Source organism: Anderseniella sp. Alg231-50, assembly GCF_900149695.1.
GTDB lineage: Bacteria > Pseudomonadota > Alphaproteobacteria > Rhizobiales > Aestuariivirgaceae > Anderseniella.
The window spans coordinates 105,232-121,802 of record NZ_LT703006.1 but is presented as its reverse complement, the minus strand read 5'-3'; the positions used below and the strand labels follow the sequence as shown (position 1 = coordinate 121,802).

Genomic DNA, 16,571 nt, shown 5'->3' with positions numbered 1-16,571 from the left:
GCCGGCCTACATCAGCGACGGCAGCCAGGTGGCGATGCCGGGGAACAGGGAGATGATCACAACCGCCAGCACCATCAGAGCAAACATCGGCAGGGCTGCCCTGGCGATGAAGTCCATGTCCCTGCCGGTCATGCCCTGCAGGACGAACAGGTTGAACCCGATGGGCGGCGTGATCTGGGCGATTTCCACCACGATGGTCAGGAAGACGCCGAACCAGATCATGTCAAAACCGGCCTGGCGCGCGATCGGTTCTACCACGGCCATGGTCAGCACAATGGATGAAATGCCGTCGAGGAAGCAGCCCAGTATGATGTAGAAAACAGCCAGTACGGCAATCAGCATGGCCGGTGTCAGCTGCAAGGCCGCGATCCACTCAGCCACGGCCCGCGGCAGGCCGGTGAAGCCCATGGCCAGGGTCAGGAAAGTCGATCCGGCCAGGATGAACGCAATCATGCAGGAAACCCGGGTGGCGCCCATCAGCGAGGCGATGAAGCTTTCACGGGTGAGGTGGCCCTGCTGCCAGGAGATGGCAAACGCGCCGAGCACACCAAGTACCGCCGCCTCGGTCGCGGTTGCATAGCCGAACGCAATGGAGCCCATGATCGACAGGATCAGCCCCATGATCGGGGCGAGCTGGCCCAACGCCCTGAGCCGGTCCGACATGGTGTAGGATGCGGTGTCGGTGCGGTCCTTGCGACCGCCCAGCAGATCCCAGATGGCCACGTAGCCCATGAACATCAGGGCCAGCATGATGCCCGGTATGACACCTGCGATGAAAAGCTTGACGATGCTTTCATTGACCGTGACGCCGTAGATGATGAGGATGATCGAGGGCGGGATCAGGAGACCCAGCGTGCCTGCGCCGGCCAGTGTGCCGATGATCATCTTCTCCGGGTATTTGCGGCGCTTCAGTTCCGGCACGGCCATCTTGCCGACCGTCAGGACGGTTGCAGCGGACGATCCGCAGATGGCGGCAAATATGGCCGAACCGGTGATGTTGACATGCAACAGGCCACCGGGAAGTCCGTGCAACCAGGGTTGCAGGCCCCTGAACAGGTTTTCAGACAGCCTGGTCCTGAACAGGATTTCTCCCATCCAGACAAACAGGGGCAGGGCGGTGAGTGTCCAGCTTGATGACGCAGACCAGATGGTCAGCGCCATGGAATCGCCCACCAGCCGGGTGGTGAAAAGCTCCATGCCCACCCAGGCGACGGCGAGCAGGGAGATGCCGATCCACACGCTTGAACCAAGCAGTGTGAACAGCACCAGGAGAAAGATGAGAGTGAGCGCGATGCCATCCATGATCTGTTACTCCGCCGTCAGTTCGGTGGGCGCCGCAGACGCCGCATCGGGGTCGCGGCGGACGATCACGCGAACAAGGCCGTGGGCAACCGAGATGGCGAAGACAATCGAGCCGATGGCTATGATGGACTGCGGCCACCACAACAAGGTCGCCGCGGCGCCTTCGGATTTCTCCTCGAATTTCCAGGATATCCAGGCGAGATAGACCAGGTAGTAGGCCAGATAGCTGCTCATGGCGGTTGCCACCAGCAGGCACCATATTTCGAGCCAAAGCTTGGCGGTCGGCCCAAGCCTTGAGCGAACCAGTGCGACGCGGATATGGCCGCCTTCGCGCAAAGTGTGGGCCAGTGCCAGGAAAGACGACGCGGCCATGGCGTAACCGGAATACTCGTTGATGCCGGCAACATAGATGTCGAGCAGGCGTGACACGATGGACGTCAACACGCAGACGCCGACGAGGACGAGGAACACGGCGGCGGCCGCGCCGGACCAGACATACAGCCGCTCGAGAGCCTTATCGAGGCGAGTGAAAAATTCGTTCATGGTGTTCACTCGCCCCTCAAGATCAGTATGGTTTTTGATCAACTCAATCGAAAACCCAGAACTGGTCGCTTTCAAAGTGCTAGAGCAGCTTTATGGGTTCAGGCGAACCCATATTGCTCTATCACCGTACTGAATCAGATGTTTCAGTCGACGTTGTGCTTACTTTGCCTTGTAGGCATCAACGGCCGCCTTGCCGGTATCACCTGCCTTGGCCAGCCACTCCGTGGTCATGGTCTCGCCGATCTTGGCGAAGTCTGCTTTCAACTGATCACCCGCAGGCCCGACGGTCATGCCGTTCTTGGCGAGTTCCTCGACATACCAGTTGGCAAGCTCTTCTGCTTTTGCCCAGCCACGCGCTTCTGCTGCTGCAGCCTTTTCGAGAACAACTTTCTGGGTTGCTTCATCAAGTTTGGCCCAGGCATCATTGTTGACGATAACCATGTTTTTCGGCAGCCAGGCCTGAATGTTGTACCAGTGAGAGGCATGCTCCCACAGCTTGCGGTCATAACCTGTCGAGCCGGATGAAATCATGCTTTCGACGGCGCCGGTGGCGAACGCCTGGGACAGTTCAGCCGCCTCGATCTTGGTTGGAACAGCACCCATCAGCTCTGCCAGCCGCGAGGTTGCGGCATTGTAGGCTCTGAATGTCACGCCCTTCATTTCTGCTGCCGAGTTGACTTCTTTCTTGGCGTACAGGCCCTGTGGTGGCCACGGTACGGTGTACAGCAGGGTCAGCCCCTTGCTGGCCAGTACCTTCTGCAGTTCCGGCTTGGTTGCGTCATAAAGTTTTTTTGCATCGGCAAAGCTGGTTGCGAGGAACGGCAAGCTGTCTATTTCAAACAGAGGGTCTTCATTGCCCAGAGCGGAAATCAGGCGCTCTCCAATCGGCGCCTGTCCGGTACGTACGGCCCGGAAAATTTCTCCACCCTTGAACAGTGAACCACCGGGGTGAGAGACGATCTCGAGCTTGCCGCTTGAGGCCTCGGTGACCTCCTTGGCGAATTGGGCGCCGTTCTCAGAATGGTAATTGGAGGCGGAATAGGCCATTGGCATGTCCCATTTCACATCTGCCGCTATCGTGATGCTGGCGGACAGTGTCAGGGCTGCAATGGCAATAGGCGCAGCAATTCTAAGGCGTTTTGTCATGTTTCACTCCCGAGTTTACAATCTTGTTGAATGTCACTACATGGCGCCGCTCATAGCAAGCAGTTTTATAGGTTTCAACTTTTGTTTATATAATTTACCTACAATTTGTATGTGTTTTGCAAGTGTTTTATAGCATCATGTATGTCGAAAATTAAAAAATTGTTATTTTTCAACGCGGTGTATCGGTATGGTGGGAGGTTAGTGCACTCCAGAACCACTGCCGCCAGGTGCGGTTCACGGGATTTCAAACGACACATGGCGTGGAAAACATTGTTGTCGGCCTGCTGATGATTCATTTCACTCAGGTCGTATGCTATGACGCGGTAGAGGTGATCAGAAGGTGCCAATCCTTCAACTACAACGGGTCCGTCATCGGGAATGTGGTGTGGTGCCAGCCTCTCGGCGTCAAATGTCAGAATTCCGATCGGCGTATTCTCGCCCACTTTTTCCCTCAGGGCGGGCAGCAGGCACAATGCGGAAGTGATCACTGGAACACTGACCGCAGCCTGTAATTTCTCCTGGATCGGGAACAGAAAACCGCAACTGGTCGAAATTACCGTGGCGCCAGCCTGTTCAAGGGCTCGTGCATGGCTGACGAAAAGTTCCACCAGTTCGTCCGACAGTTGCTCGTCAGTCACAATGCGCGACACGACCGCACCTGGCAGGCGACGGTAAATGACCGGATGGTTGAAGCTGTCAGGATTGCCGATATCGCCGACCGGCCTCGGAAAACTGGTGTCCAGCATCAGCACACCCAGAACCATGCGGTCTGGAGTGTGGTTTGGCGCATCGTGCATGTCGGATTTTAGAAGGCGCGATAGGTGACGATTGTGTAGGTGTCTTTTACACCGGCAATCGAGTGGACCTTCTCATTGATGAAATGGCCGACATCTTCGCCGTCCTGCAGGTAGAATTTCACCAGAAGGTCCCAGCCGCCGGCAGTGGAATACACTTCAGAGGCAATTTCAGAATCGGCCAGCTGGGTGGCGACATCATAGGCTTTGCCCAGTTCGCATTTTATCTGAACGAAAAACGGTTTCATCGCTGGATGCGCTCCTGAAGGCGGGATAAGGTGTAACGGCCAATCTATGCATCATTTGTGTCTGATGGCAGGTAGTCTGGTCAACCCCTCAGGTTGCATGTCGGGTGCGCAGTTATGGATCGCAGTGTCATCAGGGGTAATCTGGCCGGTGTCATATGCATGATCGTGTGGTCGCTGCATTTTCCGCTGTCAGTCGCCATTTTGAATACCTGGGACCCGCTCGCCCTGGCGCCGGTGCGCATGGGCCTGGCGGGCATCACAGTTGCCATGGCGGGGCTGTTGTCGGGGCAAGCCGGTGCGATGTTGGCACTGGCGAGAAACAGCCGGTTTGTGCTGGTCTCGTTCGTGTTCGGTTTGTCTGGCTTGTTTTTCATCATCGGACAATCACGCGTAGATGCAGTTTCAGCAGCGGTCATTGTGTCTTCAATGCCCATTTTTTCCGCGTTGATGGGGTGGCTTGAAGGGCAGGAGAGGCCGGGCTTGAAACTGATGCTGGCAATCGGGTTGACGGTCGCAGGCGGCGTATTGACCAGCACTGTGTCTGCGCAAGGCAGTGGCGTAGCAGGTTCGCTGTCAGGGATACTGTTCACGCTCGCAGGCGTCATTGCCTATGTCTGGTACACCCGCCAGCTGGTCGTTGCATTTGTCGATACGCCGGACATGTCCAAAGTCGCTGTCAGCATGTTGGTCAGCGTCATACCGTGCAGCGTTATCCTTGCGTTTTTCGCTGCTGCGGGAACTACCATTGAAGCTGACTTTTCTCTCGCAACACTGGGATTGATTGTGACAATGGCCGGTATGTCGGTTGGCCTGTCGTCGGTTTTGTGGTTGTGGACCGGCAGGGTGGTCGGCGTCACAGTGGCCGCCATGCACCACAATATGGTGCCGTTCTACGTGATTGTAATGGCGGCGCTGGGCGGGGCCATCGTGACCGGTCAACACATGGCAGGTGCGGTGCTGGTGATCTCCGGTGCCGTACTGGCCCAACTCAGATCCCGCAACCGCAAGATTGGGATGACGCAACCGGTTGCTCCGGGGCGGGAAAACCCCGAGGCTAAATGACTAGATCCAGAACGACGCGATTGAACTCACCAGAAGGAGCGCCATCACGGCGTTGAACACGTGCCATTGCCAGTTTTCCCTGATGATCCTTGCGAGAAAGGAGCCCGCCACCGTCCACATCGACAGGGACAGGGTTGCCGCAATTGCAAACACTGAGCCGAGAACGGCAGCCAGGGCATAGGGGTTGTCTGAAATGCCGGAAAACGAACCGGCTACGCCGACGGCCATGGCCCAGGCTTTCGGGTTGACACCAAGAAGCATGGCTCCGCCGAAAAAGCCGATGGGGGATTTGTCCGACACGCTCGCCGCCGCTGGAGAACCAGCCTTCAGAATGACAAAAGCCAACCACAACAGATATGCAGATCCAACGGCTTTCATGGCGAATTCCAAAACCGGAAAAGCCAGTATGGTTGCGGCAAGTCCCGTGCCTGAAACCGCAACCAGAAGAGCAAGCGCGGTGGCTATGCCGAAAATGAGCGGCAAGCTCCGCAGGTATCCGAACTGTGCTCCGGATGCCGTTGCCAGAGACGTTGCACCGCCGGGCGATGCGGTCGCGACAACTGCAAATGTAACCAGCGCGGCGAGCGGTTCAGTCATTGCAAGCTCCTGATATGTCTCGAACTGATCCGGTCATTGCGACTGAAACAGATCGCCCGACGCCAATGAGGTTGCTCCTGACGACCATCAATCCAGGGTGACTTCCATTTCGCGCATGGAGCGCGCGGATCCGCCGGCGGTGAGGCCGGTGATTGCGCCGGAGGCGTCGATATCCAGGTCGACGGCGATGGCGCTTGGCGAAGCCGGGGTCATGAAATAACCCTGGTCGATATCCATGTGGCTCTCCTTGATGCCCATGATGTCGTACAGGAAGCACGCCAGCGGTCCCGCAGCCATGCCGGTTGCGGATTCTTCCGGGATGGCATAGCGCGGTCCGAACATGCGGGCTGTCGCATGGCTGGCAGACGAAGACGGTGACAGGACGAACACGTAGTAACCGATGAGGTCGAGCTTTTCGCTGATCTCGCTGATCGAGGGCTGATCAGGACGAATGCCGGCAAGGACGTCTTCGTTCCTGACGGGCACAATGATGAAACTGTTGCCCGTATTGACCAGTTGAGGAGGCACCCCGTCGACCATATCGGCATCAGACAGACCGAGAGAGTCCATGACGTCCTGTAGCGTCACGCCGGCGCCCGACCAGTCGTCGGGGGTGCGGTATTTCGGGGCAAGCTGCTCCATGAAGGCCTGTTCGCCCCTGATAATGATCTTGCGCGGCCCGTCAACTGTCATCTTGGAGGTTATGCCTTCGCCGACACGGCCGGTTTCCGCCATGTGAGCGAAAGCCGCAATGGTGGCATGGCCGCAATGTGCAATGCGACGGTTCGGTGTGAAAAAGTCGAGTTTGAAACCTGCTTCATCTGACGAGGAGACAAAGGCGGTTTCCGAGAGCCCGATTTTCCCCGCTATCTGAAGCATTTCGGCATCGCTCAGTTCATCTGCATCGAAAACCACCCCGGCCGGGTTCCCGCCTGTTCCGTTCTTGACAAACCCATTGACGATGCGTGCTGTCACTTTTGTTTGCACATGCACATTGTTCATGCTGAATTCTCCTGAATGATGGATTTGCATCGATGTTTAGCTGAAATATGCAAGCATGAGATTCATAAATTGATGAGAAATGCTCATGATTAAATCGCAACAGTTGACCCTTCAGAAACTTGCCTCTGCGGCGCCGGCACTCGCGGCGGTGTGCAGATCAAAAAGCTTTACAAAAGCGGCAAGAGAGCTGGGTGTTCATCAGTCGGCCATCAGCCACAAGATCAGGAATCTCGAAGAAGACCTGGGGTTCGCCCTGTTTGCGCGAACCACGCGTACTGTGGTTCCGACGCTTCAGGGCGCGCCGATTTGTGCCGCCAGTGCGACATCGGCAGATGCGTTGTCGGATGCGCTGGACGCCGTGACCCGGATTCAGCGGGACAATGGAACCACCTTGTCTCTGTCTTCATCTCTGGCGATGAAGTGGGTTGTCCCGGCCATGCCGCGCGCAAGGGCGCTCGGATTGAGGATAGCTCTGAACATCGATGACGACCTGACCGAGTTTGGTGAAAGCGAAGTTTCTCAGGCCGCCATTCGTTTTGGCCCGGGCCCATACCCGGGATTGCACGCAACGGTCCTTTCGCATTGCCATGCGATCCCCGTCTGCAGCCGCAATGCGTCCTCGTTCTTGTCGGGCAACGATCGTGACACTGTTTTGCTGCGTGATACGCGGGCGGAAGAAGACGGCACCAACGGCTCGTGGGAACAGTATTTCGGCAGCGACCTGTATCGCAGCGGTCGGTTTGACACCTCGGTGACCTTTGACCGGACCGATGTGGCAATACAGGCTGCGATCGGCGGCCTGGGACATGCGCTGGCCCGAACCTTGCTGGTCGAGGCCGATCTGGAGGCGGGCATTCTGATCAACTCCGGACCGTCCAAACCTGTTCGCTCTAGGTACTGGCTGGTCACCACTCCCGATTTTGCTCAGACGGATGCCTTCAAGAAAATGGCGGCGTGGTTGGCGAGTGAGGTAGGCAAGAGCAGGCAGATATTGCAAAAACACTTGCAGCCGGACCCGTATCCTCCGACGCCAGCTGGCGATAGCTGAGGAGCGGCGAAGCGGGTTGTAACGGTTTCGGCTCCGTGCACTCCGCGCAGCTTGACGCGTTCGGGTAACCACTTGACTATGTCGCAATGGGTGATTTCGATCTTGTCATTGTTGGTGCCGGTTCGGCCGGGTGTGTGCTTGCATCGAGACTTGCGGAAGGCACAAGTCTCAAGATTTGTCTCCTCGAGGCAGGGCCGCGGGACCGGCATCCGATGATCCATCTCCCGGTGGGGTGGATGAAGCTTATGAACAATTCGAGTTACAACTGGATGTACGAGGCGGAGGGGTCGGACTGGACCGGCGGCCGCCGCATTGCCGTACCCAGAGGCAAGACGCTGGGCGGCTCGTCGTCGATCAACGGCAACATATTCAATCGCGGCGCACCTTCGGATTTCGACCACTGGGCGCAACGCGGCAATCCCGGCTGGGGTTATGCGGATGTCCTGCCGCTGTTTCGCCGGATGGAGAACTGGCTGGGCCCGGACAGCGAAGCAACACGCGGCAAAGACGGGCGGCTGAAAGTATCGCCCAGCCCATGGACACATCCGCTTTGCGAAGCCTTTCTAGCTGGCGCGGAAAGCCTCGGAATCCCTCGCAATCCAGACTATAATGCCGGGCAACAGTTCGGCGCGGCCTACTCGCAAAGAACGATTGCGTCCGGGCGCCGGCAGAGTGCGTCGCAGGCGTTTTTGCAACCTGCTATGAAGTGTAGAAACCTGTCGGTCGTGACCAACGCACACGTGACCGAAATCCTGTTTGACGGCTCCGCAGCGACCGGGGTGCGATACAGGCGCAATGGACGCACAAGCGAGATCCGTGCGCGGGGCGAGGTAGTCCTGTGTGGTGGCGTAATCAACTCACCACAGTTGCTGCAACTTTCCGGGATAGGCGATCCGGCCCATCTTGCAGCGATTGGTGTTCCGGTGCGGCAGGCCGTTCCGGGGGTCGGCGCCAATCTTCGCGATCACTATACGCCGCGTTTCACAGCCCGGGTGAAAGGTGTCGACACGTTCAACCAGAAGGCGCGGGGGCTGGCTTTCGGGGGCGAGGTGGCGAAATGGCTGTTTGGAAAGCCGTCCATTCTGAGCCTCCCGTCGACAGCATGTTATGCCTTCGCGAAATCTGATCCGGTGCTCGACGAAAGTGACCTGCAGATCACCTTCATGCCAGCAAGCTACAAGGAAGGCCATCAAAGCCGGCTTGACGACGAGCCGGGCATGACGCTGGCCGCGTGGCAGCAGCGGCCCGAGAGCCTGGGCACCGTAAAAGCACGCTCTTCAGACCCGTATGAGGCTCCTGAAATAACCCCCAACTATCTGAGCTCCGAAGTCGACCGCAAGGTTTTGCTCGCCGGGCTCCGGCTGGCCCGCAAACTGATGCGCACCGACGCGATGGCGCCGTTTTTTGCCGGCGAGCTCTATCCGGGAGAGGAGATTCAATCTGACGAGGAGCTCCTGAATACGGCGCGCGAACGTGGCACAACGACGTTTCATATGATCGGCACCTGCCGCATGGGGCCACAGCATGATGCAAGTGCAGTCGTCGATCATGAATTGCGTGTTCGGGGTACTCAGGGACTGCGCGTCGCCGATGCGTCGATCATGCCGACCATGCCTGCCGCCAACACGAATGCAGCCGCCCTGATGATCGGTGAGAAAGCCGCCGATCTCATCAAGGTGCAGCTTGCCGAGGCATGACGGGAATGTGTAATTCCCGGTCTTGAACCGCAGTCCGGCGGATGCTCTGATCAGTGCACGAATCTTTAAAATGCCTGCTGCAGCAGTGCGGTGCACGGCCAACACGGGGACGAGACACATCAATGACCATGCAAGAGGCAATCGCCCTTCAACCAGCCTGGGTCGAACACTGGCTCAGAGTGCTGTTTTTATGTGCGTTCATCCTGCCGGCGGCGCTCCTGATCTGGAAGCAGACCCGCCTGACGGCCATAATCGTGGTCATTGCGAGCGTTGCAGGCGGTTTCTCGACAGCCAGGCTTTATGACGCAGTTGGCTATGTGAAACTGCTCGGGCTACCGCACATCATCTTCTGGACCCCTTTGGTCATCTACCTGGTTGTGCAGTTGCGCAAACCCGACATACCCAAAATTCCGCGCATGATAATGGCAGTTGTTCTGGGTGCGATCACCATCTCGCTGACATTCGACTACGTGGATGTGTTCCGCTACCTGCTGGGAGAAAGAACGCCGCTGGAAGGAACCGTGTGACAGGTATGGCGATGTAAATTCGGAGTGAGTCTAGGCATACAATGTCACCTCTAGAGAGTACTGATTGTTCCGATTATTCCCGCCTTTGAAACTCTCGATTGGCAAGATTGGCGATTGCGGCGGCCTTGTCCCAACTGATACCATTTCGCTGATCTACGGCAAGCTGGTGGTCGCATTCCCAAAGCTGCACTGTTGGCCGTTTGCCCGGTGGTCCCCATGGCACGTCGCACTCCAAACTTGTCAGGAACTCTTCTGATCCGGTGTCTTTGTAGAATGGCATATTGACGGCAAGCCAACCAAAACTTCCGTCTGCCGACTGGTCCTGGTCATATGTTTCGACATATCTTTCAAAACTCTCCTGTGACTGGGTCACCCAGACGCCCCAGGTGAATGGTTCATCCAGGCCAATGACCGGAATTTCCAATATAACTCGTATGCAATAGATTGTTGCTCCATCGACTTCGTCCGGGGCAGGTTCGATCTGGCAAAGGTCGTCGGTTACCTCAGCCAGGCGTGCCCGTTCGTCTTCTGGAACGTCAAAGTAATAGGCCGGGTACTTATAGGAGAACGAAGGCGAGCCGGAATGCCACTTGCCGCATTCGTGACACCGGTACCTAAACGTTTTCCGTCCAAAAAGTCGTCCGAGCATATGGTCTCTCACTGGTTCTGCTTGATCAGAGCAAGTTTTCATCCCTCGTGCAACGATGCGGCCGATTCGGGTCTGGAATTCCAGTTCGTATTGAGAGGTTGCGGCGGGGCCGCGCGGTGGGCACTTTCGGCGTACACGCCATGCCAGTCTGGGGAGTTGATCGTCCGATAGGAAACCGCAGAGCCGAAGAAAGTGACAACGCACCAGCGCTTGCGCGATCGTCCCCGGGTCGACGCCTGTGCCGAGTTTTGTGAGCGCTTGTATCTGTCATGTTTCGAGCCCGCCCATATTTCCAGGCCGCTTGATCGCTACACGTACACCTGACAGCGTCTGCCTCGCAGCTGAAAACACTTGGGCGAATGCTCACCCCAAGAACGGCCTAACCATCTCACCAACACTGGAAACGGGCGGGCTTAGAGTCGCAACCTTCTGGCGATCCTTCTAAGCCAGGACAATCTCGCGGAACCAGTGATGCGATGGCATGACTTCCAGCTCATAGCCATGTGCAGCCGGCGGGTATTCCTCGCTCAGCTTTTCGACCGAACGGGTCTCGTTGGTGAAGATCAACTTGATCGGACGGTTCTGCTCATGAGCGCTTTCTACGATCCAGATCAGGGTCGACAAATCAGGGTTGTCGGGGTGGCCATTGGCTGAAACCACATAGGCGTCCGCAGTCACCTTTCTGAAAAACGTCCGCGTCGCGTTTCGATCGCTACCGTGGTGCGGCACTTTCAACACATCGACATGCATGCCGCCGTTGCCGTTCAGCAGCCCGGCATCGCCAAGTCCCTCAAGCAAGTGGTCGCTACGCCCGTCACCCGTGAAAAGCACCGTCTTGCCTGAAGCCTCGGCCAGAAACATGATCGAGCTCAGGTTGGGAATGCTCTTGTCCGAATTAGCCAACGCCTGCGGATCACCGCTGGCAATCACCTGTTCGTTGTCGTCCAGCCACTCTTCCCACTCCGCCTGCAAGGCGTTCAGGTTGGCCTGGCTCGGTCCCACGATGGTGATCGTGAGATCACCCAACTGTATCGCGGGCGCTGTGTCGGTCATCACCAGATCGTCGGGAAAGCCCGGGTTGATGTCGAGCCCAAGCTGCAGCGCTTTGATACGCAGCTTGTTGCCCTGAAAGATGCCTTGCAGCGCCATCCCGGATTGCAGCATCGCAGGCGCGCCCGCCGCGCTGTTGATCGCGGTCATGAACCGCGATTGAATACCGCGCCCACCGTCGATCGTCTTCGAAAATGAATTCAACCACAGTGCACCCACGTCGATTAGCGGTGGATTGCCGGCGGCCTTTTCAGCCTCGAGCTGGGCAAACAGGTCCAGCACACCCGAGATGTGATCGCCATCGACATGGCTGATCGCCACGAAATCCAGCGAGCCGCCTTCATCGGCAATCCGCTCCATCTCGTTTTTCAGCGACCTGTGATATGTTCCGCCCGGCCCGCCATCAATCAGAGCATAGCGCGTCAGCCCACCGTCGCCGTATTCTAGCGTCAGGCTGTCGCCGTAGCTGGCCTGTAGAATTCGCAGCTTAAACATTATTAGCCTCTTTCTTCTGTCAGAACGGTGTGAGGTCGCTGGTCAGATTGCCTGTGACCACCAACGCGAAGGCCTGACCATCGGTACGTAGCAGATTGCCAGCCGAGACCTGCACCAGATAGTCGCCGTCAGCAGGTGTATCGATGCGCACGACCTCTATGTTGTTTTCCGCATCCGGCAAGCGCAGTTTTCCAGGCAGTTCCGCATTGCCGATCCACTTCTGGCCGGTCGGCACATGTTCGACAAAAAGGTTCACGTTGTTCTGCAAGGCCCGCGCTGGCACATCCGTCCAGGTGATACAGGCCCTCAGTGCCCGCCCGGCATTGGCGCGCACGATATAGCGGAATCTTTCCCCGGTGCGGAAGAATTGCTGGCTAGCGTCATCCCAGCTATCGATAAACCGCAGTTCAAGATTGGGTTCGCCGGGATTGGGAATAGTCCAGGGCATGTGCACCCGACCAAAACCTTGGTGAAAATTAGGCTCTTTGTCAAACTCCGCCGTGGCATCGTTGCCAGTCAACCAGCGCGCGCCGTTGATCAGCGTCGCCTTGACCAGTGCGGCTGAGGGCGCGTGCTGGCGCGTACCTTGATAGTATTCTCGCACCAATGCCGCGCATCCGGCAACCAGCGGAGCCGCCATGCTGGTTCCGCCCATGAAGGCATACCGCGACTGGTGGCCCGAAAATGCGCCCCAGAAGTTCGCCAGCGGCGCACGCGAGGATTTGGCTGACAGAATATCCGTGCCAGGCGCAACCAGGTCCGGTTTGATCCGCCGGTCATCGCAGGGTCCGCGGCTTGAAAACGCGGCCATGGATTCAGGATCGCCCGAGATGTTTTCATCTCCAATCGGTCCGTCAGGGAAGTCATTCGGCCAGGCCTGTCCCCATGTCAGCGTCGAAAGCCCACCCTGTGTGCGATCTGACCTGCTGGCCCCGACCGTCAGTGCGTTTTTCGATGTCGCGGGTGCGCCAACCGACAACCAGTCCACATGCCCTGCATCAGTGTTTATGTGTTCACTGTCCGAGCCATCGTTACCTGCGGCGATTACGATCGTCATGTCCGGATGGCTCTCGACGAATTCGTCCACTTCAATGGATGAAAACGTATACCGGGCCTCGACGTCCGCGCCCCAACTGTTGTTATGAACGCGCGCTCCGGCCTGAAACGCCTCTTGGAAAAGATCGTTAAGATCCAGCGGCAAGCCTCCCAGCCGTCCTTGTGCATCCATGATCGACTGGAAAAACAGGTCGGCATCCGGTGCTGTTCCCCGAATCTCGCCGTTAGAGGCCGCGCCATCGCCCAGCACCGAGCCCGCCACATGTGTACCGTGCCCGTTGGGGTCGGTCGGATCGTTCTGCCGTCCCAGCGCAATAAGACCCGAAATGCGCCCCTGAAAGTCTGGATGCTGGTCATCAAGCCCTGTGTCGGCCACGGCCACGATCTGGCCTTGCCCGGTCTGAACCACTGCACCGACGCCGTCAGGTTGGTCCAGGCCGATGATCTCGCGGGCACGATCATTTGACAGAACCGGCGTGATGTATTCCTCGACCAATGCGACCTCGGGCAGACGCTTGAGTTGGTTTAGCTCGGGTGCATCGCGAAAAAGATGCACCCTTATCTTTCTTCGCGAACTGCCGGCAACGGCGACATTGTTGGTCTGAAGCCATGCGAGTACCGCAGGCACATCTTCCTCGCGGTGCACCCTGAGATCGAAAGTCAGCATCTCGCTGAAGTCCCGCGTTACACCGGTACCAGTGTCCAACGGCGCAATCAGTTCGGGCGCGGCGCTGTCGGCTGTATATGGCCGCAGCTGACGCACGAAGCCCAACCCCGCGACTGTGCCAAACGTTCCCGGCGCAAGCCTCAGGGTAAACCGGTTCGGCCCGGTCGCTTCGAGCACTTCTGCGCCCTGGTCCTGCAATGCCAGCCGCCATTCCTCGATCAATGGGCCAGCAAGCTGGACCGTAAAGAAATCAGTTTCGCCGGGCGATCGATCCTCCGCGCGCTCAAAGGCCGCCCGTGGTGTCGATACACCGCGCGTTGACGCAACAAATTCGTCCAACGGTTCGGGCGGTGTGTCGTCCACCTCCTGAATGATCAGCCCCGCCGCGACCAGCTGCGGGATATCCACTTCGTCGATACTGCCGAGCAGAAAGCTGTCCGTGCGGGTAACGTTGCTCAGAACGTCATTCGCCGTGTTCTCTTCGTTTTCGTGCATGAAATACGCGACAATCTGCTTTTTTGCCATTCGTCCCACTCCATTGCTGTTCATCAAATCTACAAAAAACAGGCTCTATGACGCCCGGCGATCTCAGAGGTTTCGGGGATAAGGATCGCCTCCAGCGGGATCGAAGACATCAGCCGCAGCGAAGAGATGTGCGCGAACGCTGTCGGCATTTCCGACATTGGCCTGCCGGTCTCGACGGCCCAAAGTCGCCAACGGATATCCAGCCGCGTAGACGGGTAGTGAAGAACTGTCCCGCCCAACCTCAAAGGCGTTGATGTCGCTGCTACGGCATGCGCTGATGTCATGAAAGCTTAAATGGGCTCGGGCTCCATTGGCAAAGAAGCACATCGCCTGTGCGACAGGTGTGTTAGCGTTGTTGCTTGCACCCGCAAAGATCGGAATTTCGTTATTCAAATCGACCTTCACACTCGACGGCCGACGGTAGTTTACCTTTCTGATCTTGCTGAAATGCATTTCTGCTCGACCTCTGAAGCCTGAACACGATAGTTTACCTAAGGTTAACAACACAATCGGTGGATACGCAAGCTATACGTGCCTCCACAGCATATCTGCTTCTTGCCTGGATCTGCGCTGGGATGGAGGCCGGCTTCCGCAATATGTCTACGTTGCCGTCGCAACAACAGCGAAAGTCCGCGCGCCGCCTATAGTGACATGCCATTGCCAACAGCCTACCCTGGACTTCATGTCGAATGAGACGTGGAGCGATGAAGCAAACGACCTGATCGTTGCGGACTATTTCGCGATGCTGGCTGAAGACGTTTAGGGTTGCACCTACAATGACAATGAGACACCGGCGTCTGTTGCCGCTTTGATTGAAAACCAGCAGAAAGTCAAAACTTAAACCGCCGGACCGCGCGGGCATTCGGCTTCGGCGACGCCGGCCATTTCGTCCGTGACCCAGTCGCGAAACGCTTCGATTGCCGGTTCGTTCCGGCGTGAGTCCAGGCACACGATGAAGAACGAGTAATTTGTCTTCAGGCGCAGATCGAACGGGGCGACCAGGCGGCCGGCGCGCATGTCGGGTTCGGCCAGGCAGGTCCGGCCCAGAACCACGCCGCCGCCGCTGACCGCGGCATCAAGGGCATGATCGGCCACATTGAAATGAAGCCCTGACCGGCCCGGGTCGACATTGGTGACACCGGCTGCCTTCAGCCAGTCGGCCCAGGTCTGCAGGACGAAGAAGCCCTGATGCGTGTCGTCATGGATCAGCGTGTGGTGCTGCAGGTCTTCAGGCGTGCGGATGGCGTCGGGTCCTTCCAGCATGGAAGGTGCGCACAACGGGGTCATGAATTCATCCATCAGCTTGACCGAGTGGTGGCCGGGATACTCGCCGGGCCCGAAGCGGATGGCGATATCGATGTCGTCCATCTCGAGATCCGACTTGGTCACGGACGCGGAAATGCGCGCATCGATGTTCGGGTGACGGGCGATGAAGCGGTAGAGACGGGGGCTGAGCCACTTGGCGGTAAAGGCGGGCCCTGCCGCGATGGTCAGCACATTGGTCTGCTGGCGGCGGCGCAATTGGCGCATGGTGCGATGCAGGTGTTCAAACGCTTCATGAATACCGGGCTGGATCAGGCGGCCGTTCTCGGTCAACTCCACCGCCCGGTTGAGCCGGTTGAACAGTTTCAGGCCGAGATGGTCTTCAAGCTGGCGGATCTGGTAGCTGAGCGCGGCCGGTGTCACCGACAGTTCTTCGGCCGCGGCCTGAAAACTCATCAGGCGCGATGCCGCTTCAAAGGCTTTCAGCGCGGTAAGAGGGGGGAGACGTTCTGCCATGATCACCAACAAAATTTATTTAACTGGCGAGCAGAATAACTCGTTTGCGCAACACAATGGAAGTCCCTATTTTGAGTTTCATCAGATGAAGGTGCGCCGAGCGAACGTGATTCACAAAACAAGCGCACCGTCAGAAAAACAAAGGAATTCAGTGTTATGAAGACGCAAAACACAAATATCGACGCTGACGTCATCGATTTCTACATGCGCAAGGCACACACCGAACGCTCAATCGCATTCACCAGTGCGTTTGGCGATTTGGCCGAGATGGTAAAAAATATCTTTACCGCTCCCGAGAACAGCAACATGGCCCGCGGTCACTAGTTTATCGCGACTGTCCCGCCGCAGGCAGGACACTCACTTCCTGGTGTATTCGCCCTCCCA

General features: G+C 57.6%; 17 protein-coding genes. 5 read left to right on the top strand and 12 right to left on the bottom strand.

Going from position 1 to position 16,571, the window contains the following annotated elements; translation table 11 throughout:
- Positions 1-6 precede the first annotated feature (6 nt).
- The 5 genes from DHN55_RS18705 to DHN55_RS18685 all read right to left on the bottom strand — a co-directional run bounded on the left by DHN55_RS18705 (position 7) and on the right by DHN55_RS18685 (position 4,033).
- Positions 7-1,302 (bottom strand): TRAP transporter large permease subunit, encoded by a 1,296-nt coding sequence (locus tag DHN55_RS18705; protein WP_108883072.1) that lies wholly within the window; start codon positions 1,300-1,302, stop codon positions 7-9.
- Positions 1,303-1,308: 6 nt separating this feature from the next.
- Entirely contained in the window at positions 1,309-1,845 is a 537-nt protein-coding gene (locus tag DHN55_RS18700; RefSeq protein ID WP_337660529.1) for a TRAP transporter small permease subunit, read from the bottom strand.
- A 159-nt stretch (positions 1,846-2,004) separates the two neighbouring features.
- The gene (locus DHN55_RS18695; protein WP_108883070.1) at positions 2,005-2,991 is read right to left on the bottom strand and encodes a TRAP transporter substrate-binding protein DctP; all 987 of its coding nucleotides are present in this window, start codon (positions 2,989-2,991) and stop codon (positions 2,005-2,007) included.
- A gap of 98 nt (positions 2,992-3,089) precedes the next feature.
- Entirely contained in the window at positions 3,090-3,737 is a 648-nt protein-coding gene (locus DHN55_RS18690) for an aspartate/glutamate racemase family protein (protein WP_337660528.1), read from the bottom strand.
- 59 nt (positions 3,738-3,796) lie between these two features.
- Positions 3,797-4,033 (bottom strand): Lrp/AsnC ligand binding domain-containing protein, encoded by a 237-nt coding sequence (locus DHN55_RS18685; RefSeq protein WP_108883068.1) that lies wholly within the window; start codon positions 4,031-4,033, stop codon positions 3,797-3,799.
- 114 nt (positions 4,034-4,147) lie between these two features.
- Between DHN55_RS18685 and DHN55_RS18680 the strand changes: the two genes are divergently transcribed.
- A complete protein-coding gene (locus tag DHN55_RS18680) occupies positions 4,148-5,095 on the top strand; it encodes an EamA family transporter (protein WP_108883067.1) in 948 nt (315 codons plus the stop codon).
- On the opposite strand, the gene DHN55_RS18675 is transcribed toward DHN55_RS18680, so the two are convergent.
- Entirely contained in the window at positions 5,096-5,692 is a 597-nt protein-coding gene (locus DHN55_RS18675) for a LysE family transporter (RefSeq protein ID WP_108883066.1), read from the bottom strand.
- Positions 5,693-5,779: 87 nt separating this feature from the next.
- Complete coding sequence (locus DHN55_RS18670) at positions 5,780-6,694, bottom strand: PhzF family phenazine biosynthesis isomerase (RefSeq protein WP_108883303.1); 915 nt, start codon at positions 6,692-6,694, stop codon at positions 5,780-5,782.
- 85 nt (positions 6,695-6,779) lie between these two features.
- Between DHN55_RS18670 and DHN55_RS18665 the strand changes: the two genes are divergently transcribed.
- The 3 genes from DHN55_RS18665 to DHN55_RS18655 all read left to right on the top strand — a co-directional run bounded on the left by DHN55_RS18665 (position 6,780) and on the right by DHN55_RS18655 (position 9,966).
- Complete coding sequence (locus tag DHN55_RS18665; protein ID WP_337660527.1) at positions 6,780-7,742, top strand: LysR family transcriptional regulator; 963 nt, start codon at positions 6,780-6,782, stop codon at positions 7,740-7,742.
- Positions 7,743-7,828: 86 nt separating this feature from the next.
- Positions 7,829-9,439 (top strand): GMC family oxidoreductase N-terminal domain-containing protein, encoded by a 1,611-nt coding sequence (locus DHN55_RS18660; RefSeq protein WP_108883064.1) that lies wholly within the window; start codon positions 7,829-7,831, stop codon positions 9,437-9,439.
- A gap of 122 nt (positions 9,440-9,561) precedes the next feature.
- Positions 9,562-9,966 carry a hypothetical protein gene (locus DHN55_RS18655; protein ID WP_108883063.1) on the top strand — a complete coding sequence of 135 codons (405 nt, stop codon included), beginning with the start codon at positions 9,562-9,564 and terminating at the stop codon, positions 9,964-9,966.
- A gap of 73 nt (positions 9,967-10,039) precedes the next feature.
- On the opposite strand, the gene DHN55_RS18650 is transcribed toward DHN55_RS18655, so the two are convergent.
- From DHN55_RS18650 to DHN55_RS18630, 5 genes are all read right to left on the bottom strand, one after another.
- The gene (locus DHN55_RS18650) at positions 10,040-10,615 is read right to left on the bottom strand and encodes a DUF2199 domain-containing protein (protein ID WP_337660526.1); all 576 of its coding nucleotides are present in this window, start codon (positions 10,613-10,615) and stop codon (positions 10,040-10,042) included.
- Between the two features lie 441 nt (positions 10,616-11,056).
- Complete coding sequence (locus DHN55_RS18645) at positions 11,057-12,160, bottom strand: hypothetical protein (protein ID WP_108883061.1); 1,104 nt, start codon at positions 12,158-12,160, stop codon at positions 11,057-11,059.
- A gap of 19 nt (positions 12,161-12,179) precedes the next feature.
- Positions 12,180-14,408, bottom strand: coding sequence for a S8 family serine peptidase (locus DHN55_RS18640; protein ID WP_337660525.1), 2,229 nt, complete (start codon positions 14,406-14,408; stop codon positions 12,180-12,182).
- Between the two features lie 63 nt (positions 14,409-14,471).
- On the bottom strand, positions 14,472-14,861 hold the full coding sequence (locus DHN55_RS18635) for a hypothetical protein (RefSeq protein ID WP_108883059.1): 390 nt from the start codon (positions 14,859-14,861) through the stop codon (positions 14,472-14,474).
- 384 nt (positions 14,862-15,245) lie between these two features.
- Positions 15,246-16,187, bottom strand: coding sequence for a transcriptional regulator GcvA (locus DHN55_RS18630; RefSeq protein WP_337660524.1), 942 nt, complete (start codon positions 16,185-16,187; stop codon positions 15,246-15,248).
- Positions 16,188-16,343: 156 nt separating this feature from the next.
- On the opposite strand from DHN55_RS18630, the gene DHN55_RS22500 reads away from it, so the two are divergent.
- Positions 16,344-16,511, top strand: a complete 168-nt coding sequence (locus tag DHN55_RS22500) for a hypothetical protein (RefSeq protein ID WP_337660523.1) — start codon at positions 16,344-16,346, stop codon at positions 16,509-16,511.
- Positions 16,512-16,571 lie beyond the last annotated feature (60 nt).

What these genes read in the sequence shown, in the direction of transcription:
- DHN55_RS18640 (WP_337660525.1), bottom strand. Translation starts at nt 14,408, where the DNA reads ATGGCAAAAAAGCAGATTGTCGCGTATTTCATGCACGAAAACGAAGAG.
- DHN55_RS18660 (WP_108883064.1), top strand. Translation starts at nt 7,829, where the DNA reads ATGGGTGATTTCGATCTTGTCATTGTTGGTGCCGGTTCGGCCGGGTGT.
- DHN55_RS18705 (WP_108883072.1), bottom strand. Translation starts at nt 1,302, where the DNA reads ATGGATGGCATCGCGCTCACTCTCATCTTTCTCCTGGTGCTGTTCACA.
- DHN55_RS18665 (WP_337660527.1), top strand. Translation starts at nt 6,780, where the DNA reads ATGATTAAATCGCAACAGTTGACCCTTCAGAAACTTGCCTCTGCGGCG.
- DHN55_RS18675 (WP_108883066.1), bottom strand. Translation starts at nt 5,692, where the DNA reads ATGACTGAACCGCTCGCCGCGCTGGTTACATTTGCAGTTGTCGCGACC.
- DHN55_RS18635 (WP_108883059.1), bottom strand. Translation starts at nt 14,861, where the DNA reads ATGCATTTCAGCAAGATCAGAAAGGTAAACTACCGTCGGCCGTCGAGT.
- DHN55_RS18690 (WP_337660528.1), bottom strand. Translation starts at nt 3,737, where the DNA reads ATGCTGGACACCAGTTTTCCGAGGCCGGTCGGCGATATCGGCAATCCT.
- DHN55_RS18630 (WP_337660524.1), bottom strand. Translation starts at nt 16,187, where the DNA reads ATGGCAGAACGTCTCCCCCCTCTTACCGCGCTGAAAGCCTTTGAAGCG.
- DHN55_RS22500 (WP_337660523.1), top strand. Translation starts at nt 16,344, where the DNA reads ATGAAGACGCAAAACACAAATATCGACGCTGACGTCATCGATTTCTAC.
- DHN55_RS18685 (WP_108883068.1), bottom strand. Translation starts at nt 4,033, where the DNA reads ATGAAACCGTTTTTCGTTCAGATAAAATGCGAACTGGGCAAAGCCTAT.
- DHN55_RS18700 (WP_337660529.1), bottom strand. Translation starts at nt 1,845, where the DNA reads ATGAACGAATTTTTCACTCGCCTCGATAAGGCTCTCGAGCGGCTGTAT.
- DHN55_RS18695 (WP_108883070.1), bottom strand. Translation starts at nt 2,991, where the DNA reads ATGACAAAACGCCTTAGAATTGCTGCGCCTATTGCCATTGCAGCCCTG.
- DHN55_RS18670 (WP_108883303.1), bottom strand. Translation starts at nt 6,694, where the DNA reads ATGAACAATGTGCATGTGCAAACAAAAGTGACAGCACGCATCGTCAAT.
- DHN55_RS18650 (WP_337660526.1), bottom strand. Translation starts at nt 10,615, where the DNA reads ATGCTCGGACGACTTTTTGGACGGAAAACGTTTAGGTACCGGTGTCAC.
- DHN55_RS18680 (WP_108883067.1), top strand. Translation starts at nt 4,148, where the DNA reads ATGGATCGCAGTGTCATCAGGGGTAATCTGGCCGGTGTCATATGCATG.
- DHN55_RS18645 (WP_108883061.1), bottom strand. Translation starts at nt 12,160, where the DNA reads ATGTTTAAGCTGCGAATTCTACAGGCCAGCTACGGCGACAGCCTGACG.
- DHN55_RS18655 (WP_108883063.1), top strand. Translation starts at nt 9,562, where the DNA reads ATGACCATGCAAGAGGCAATCGCCCTTCAACCAGCCTGGGTCGAACAC.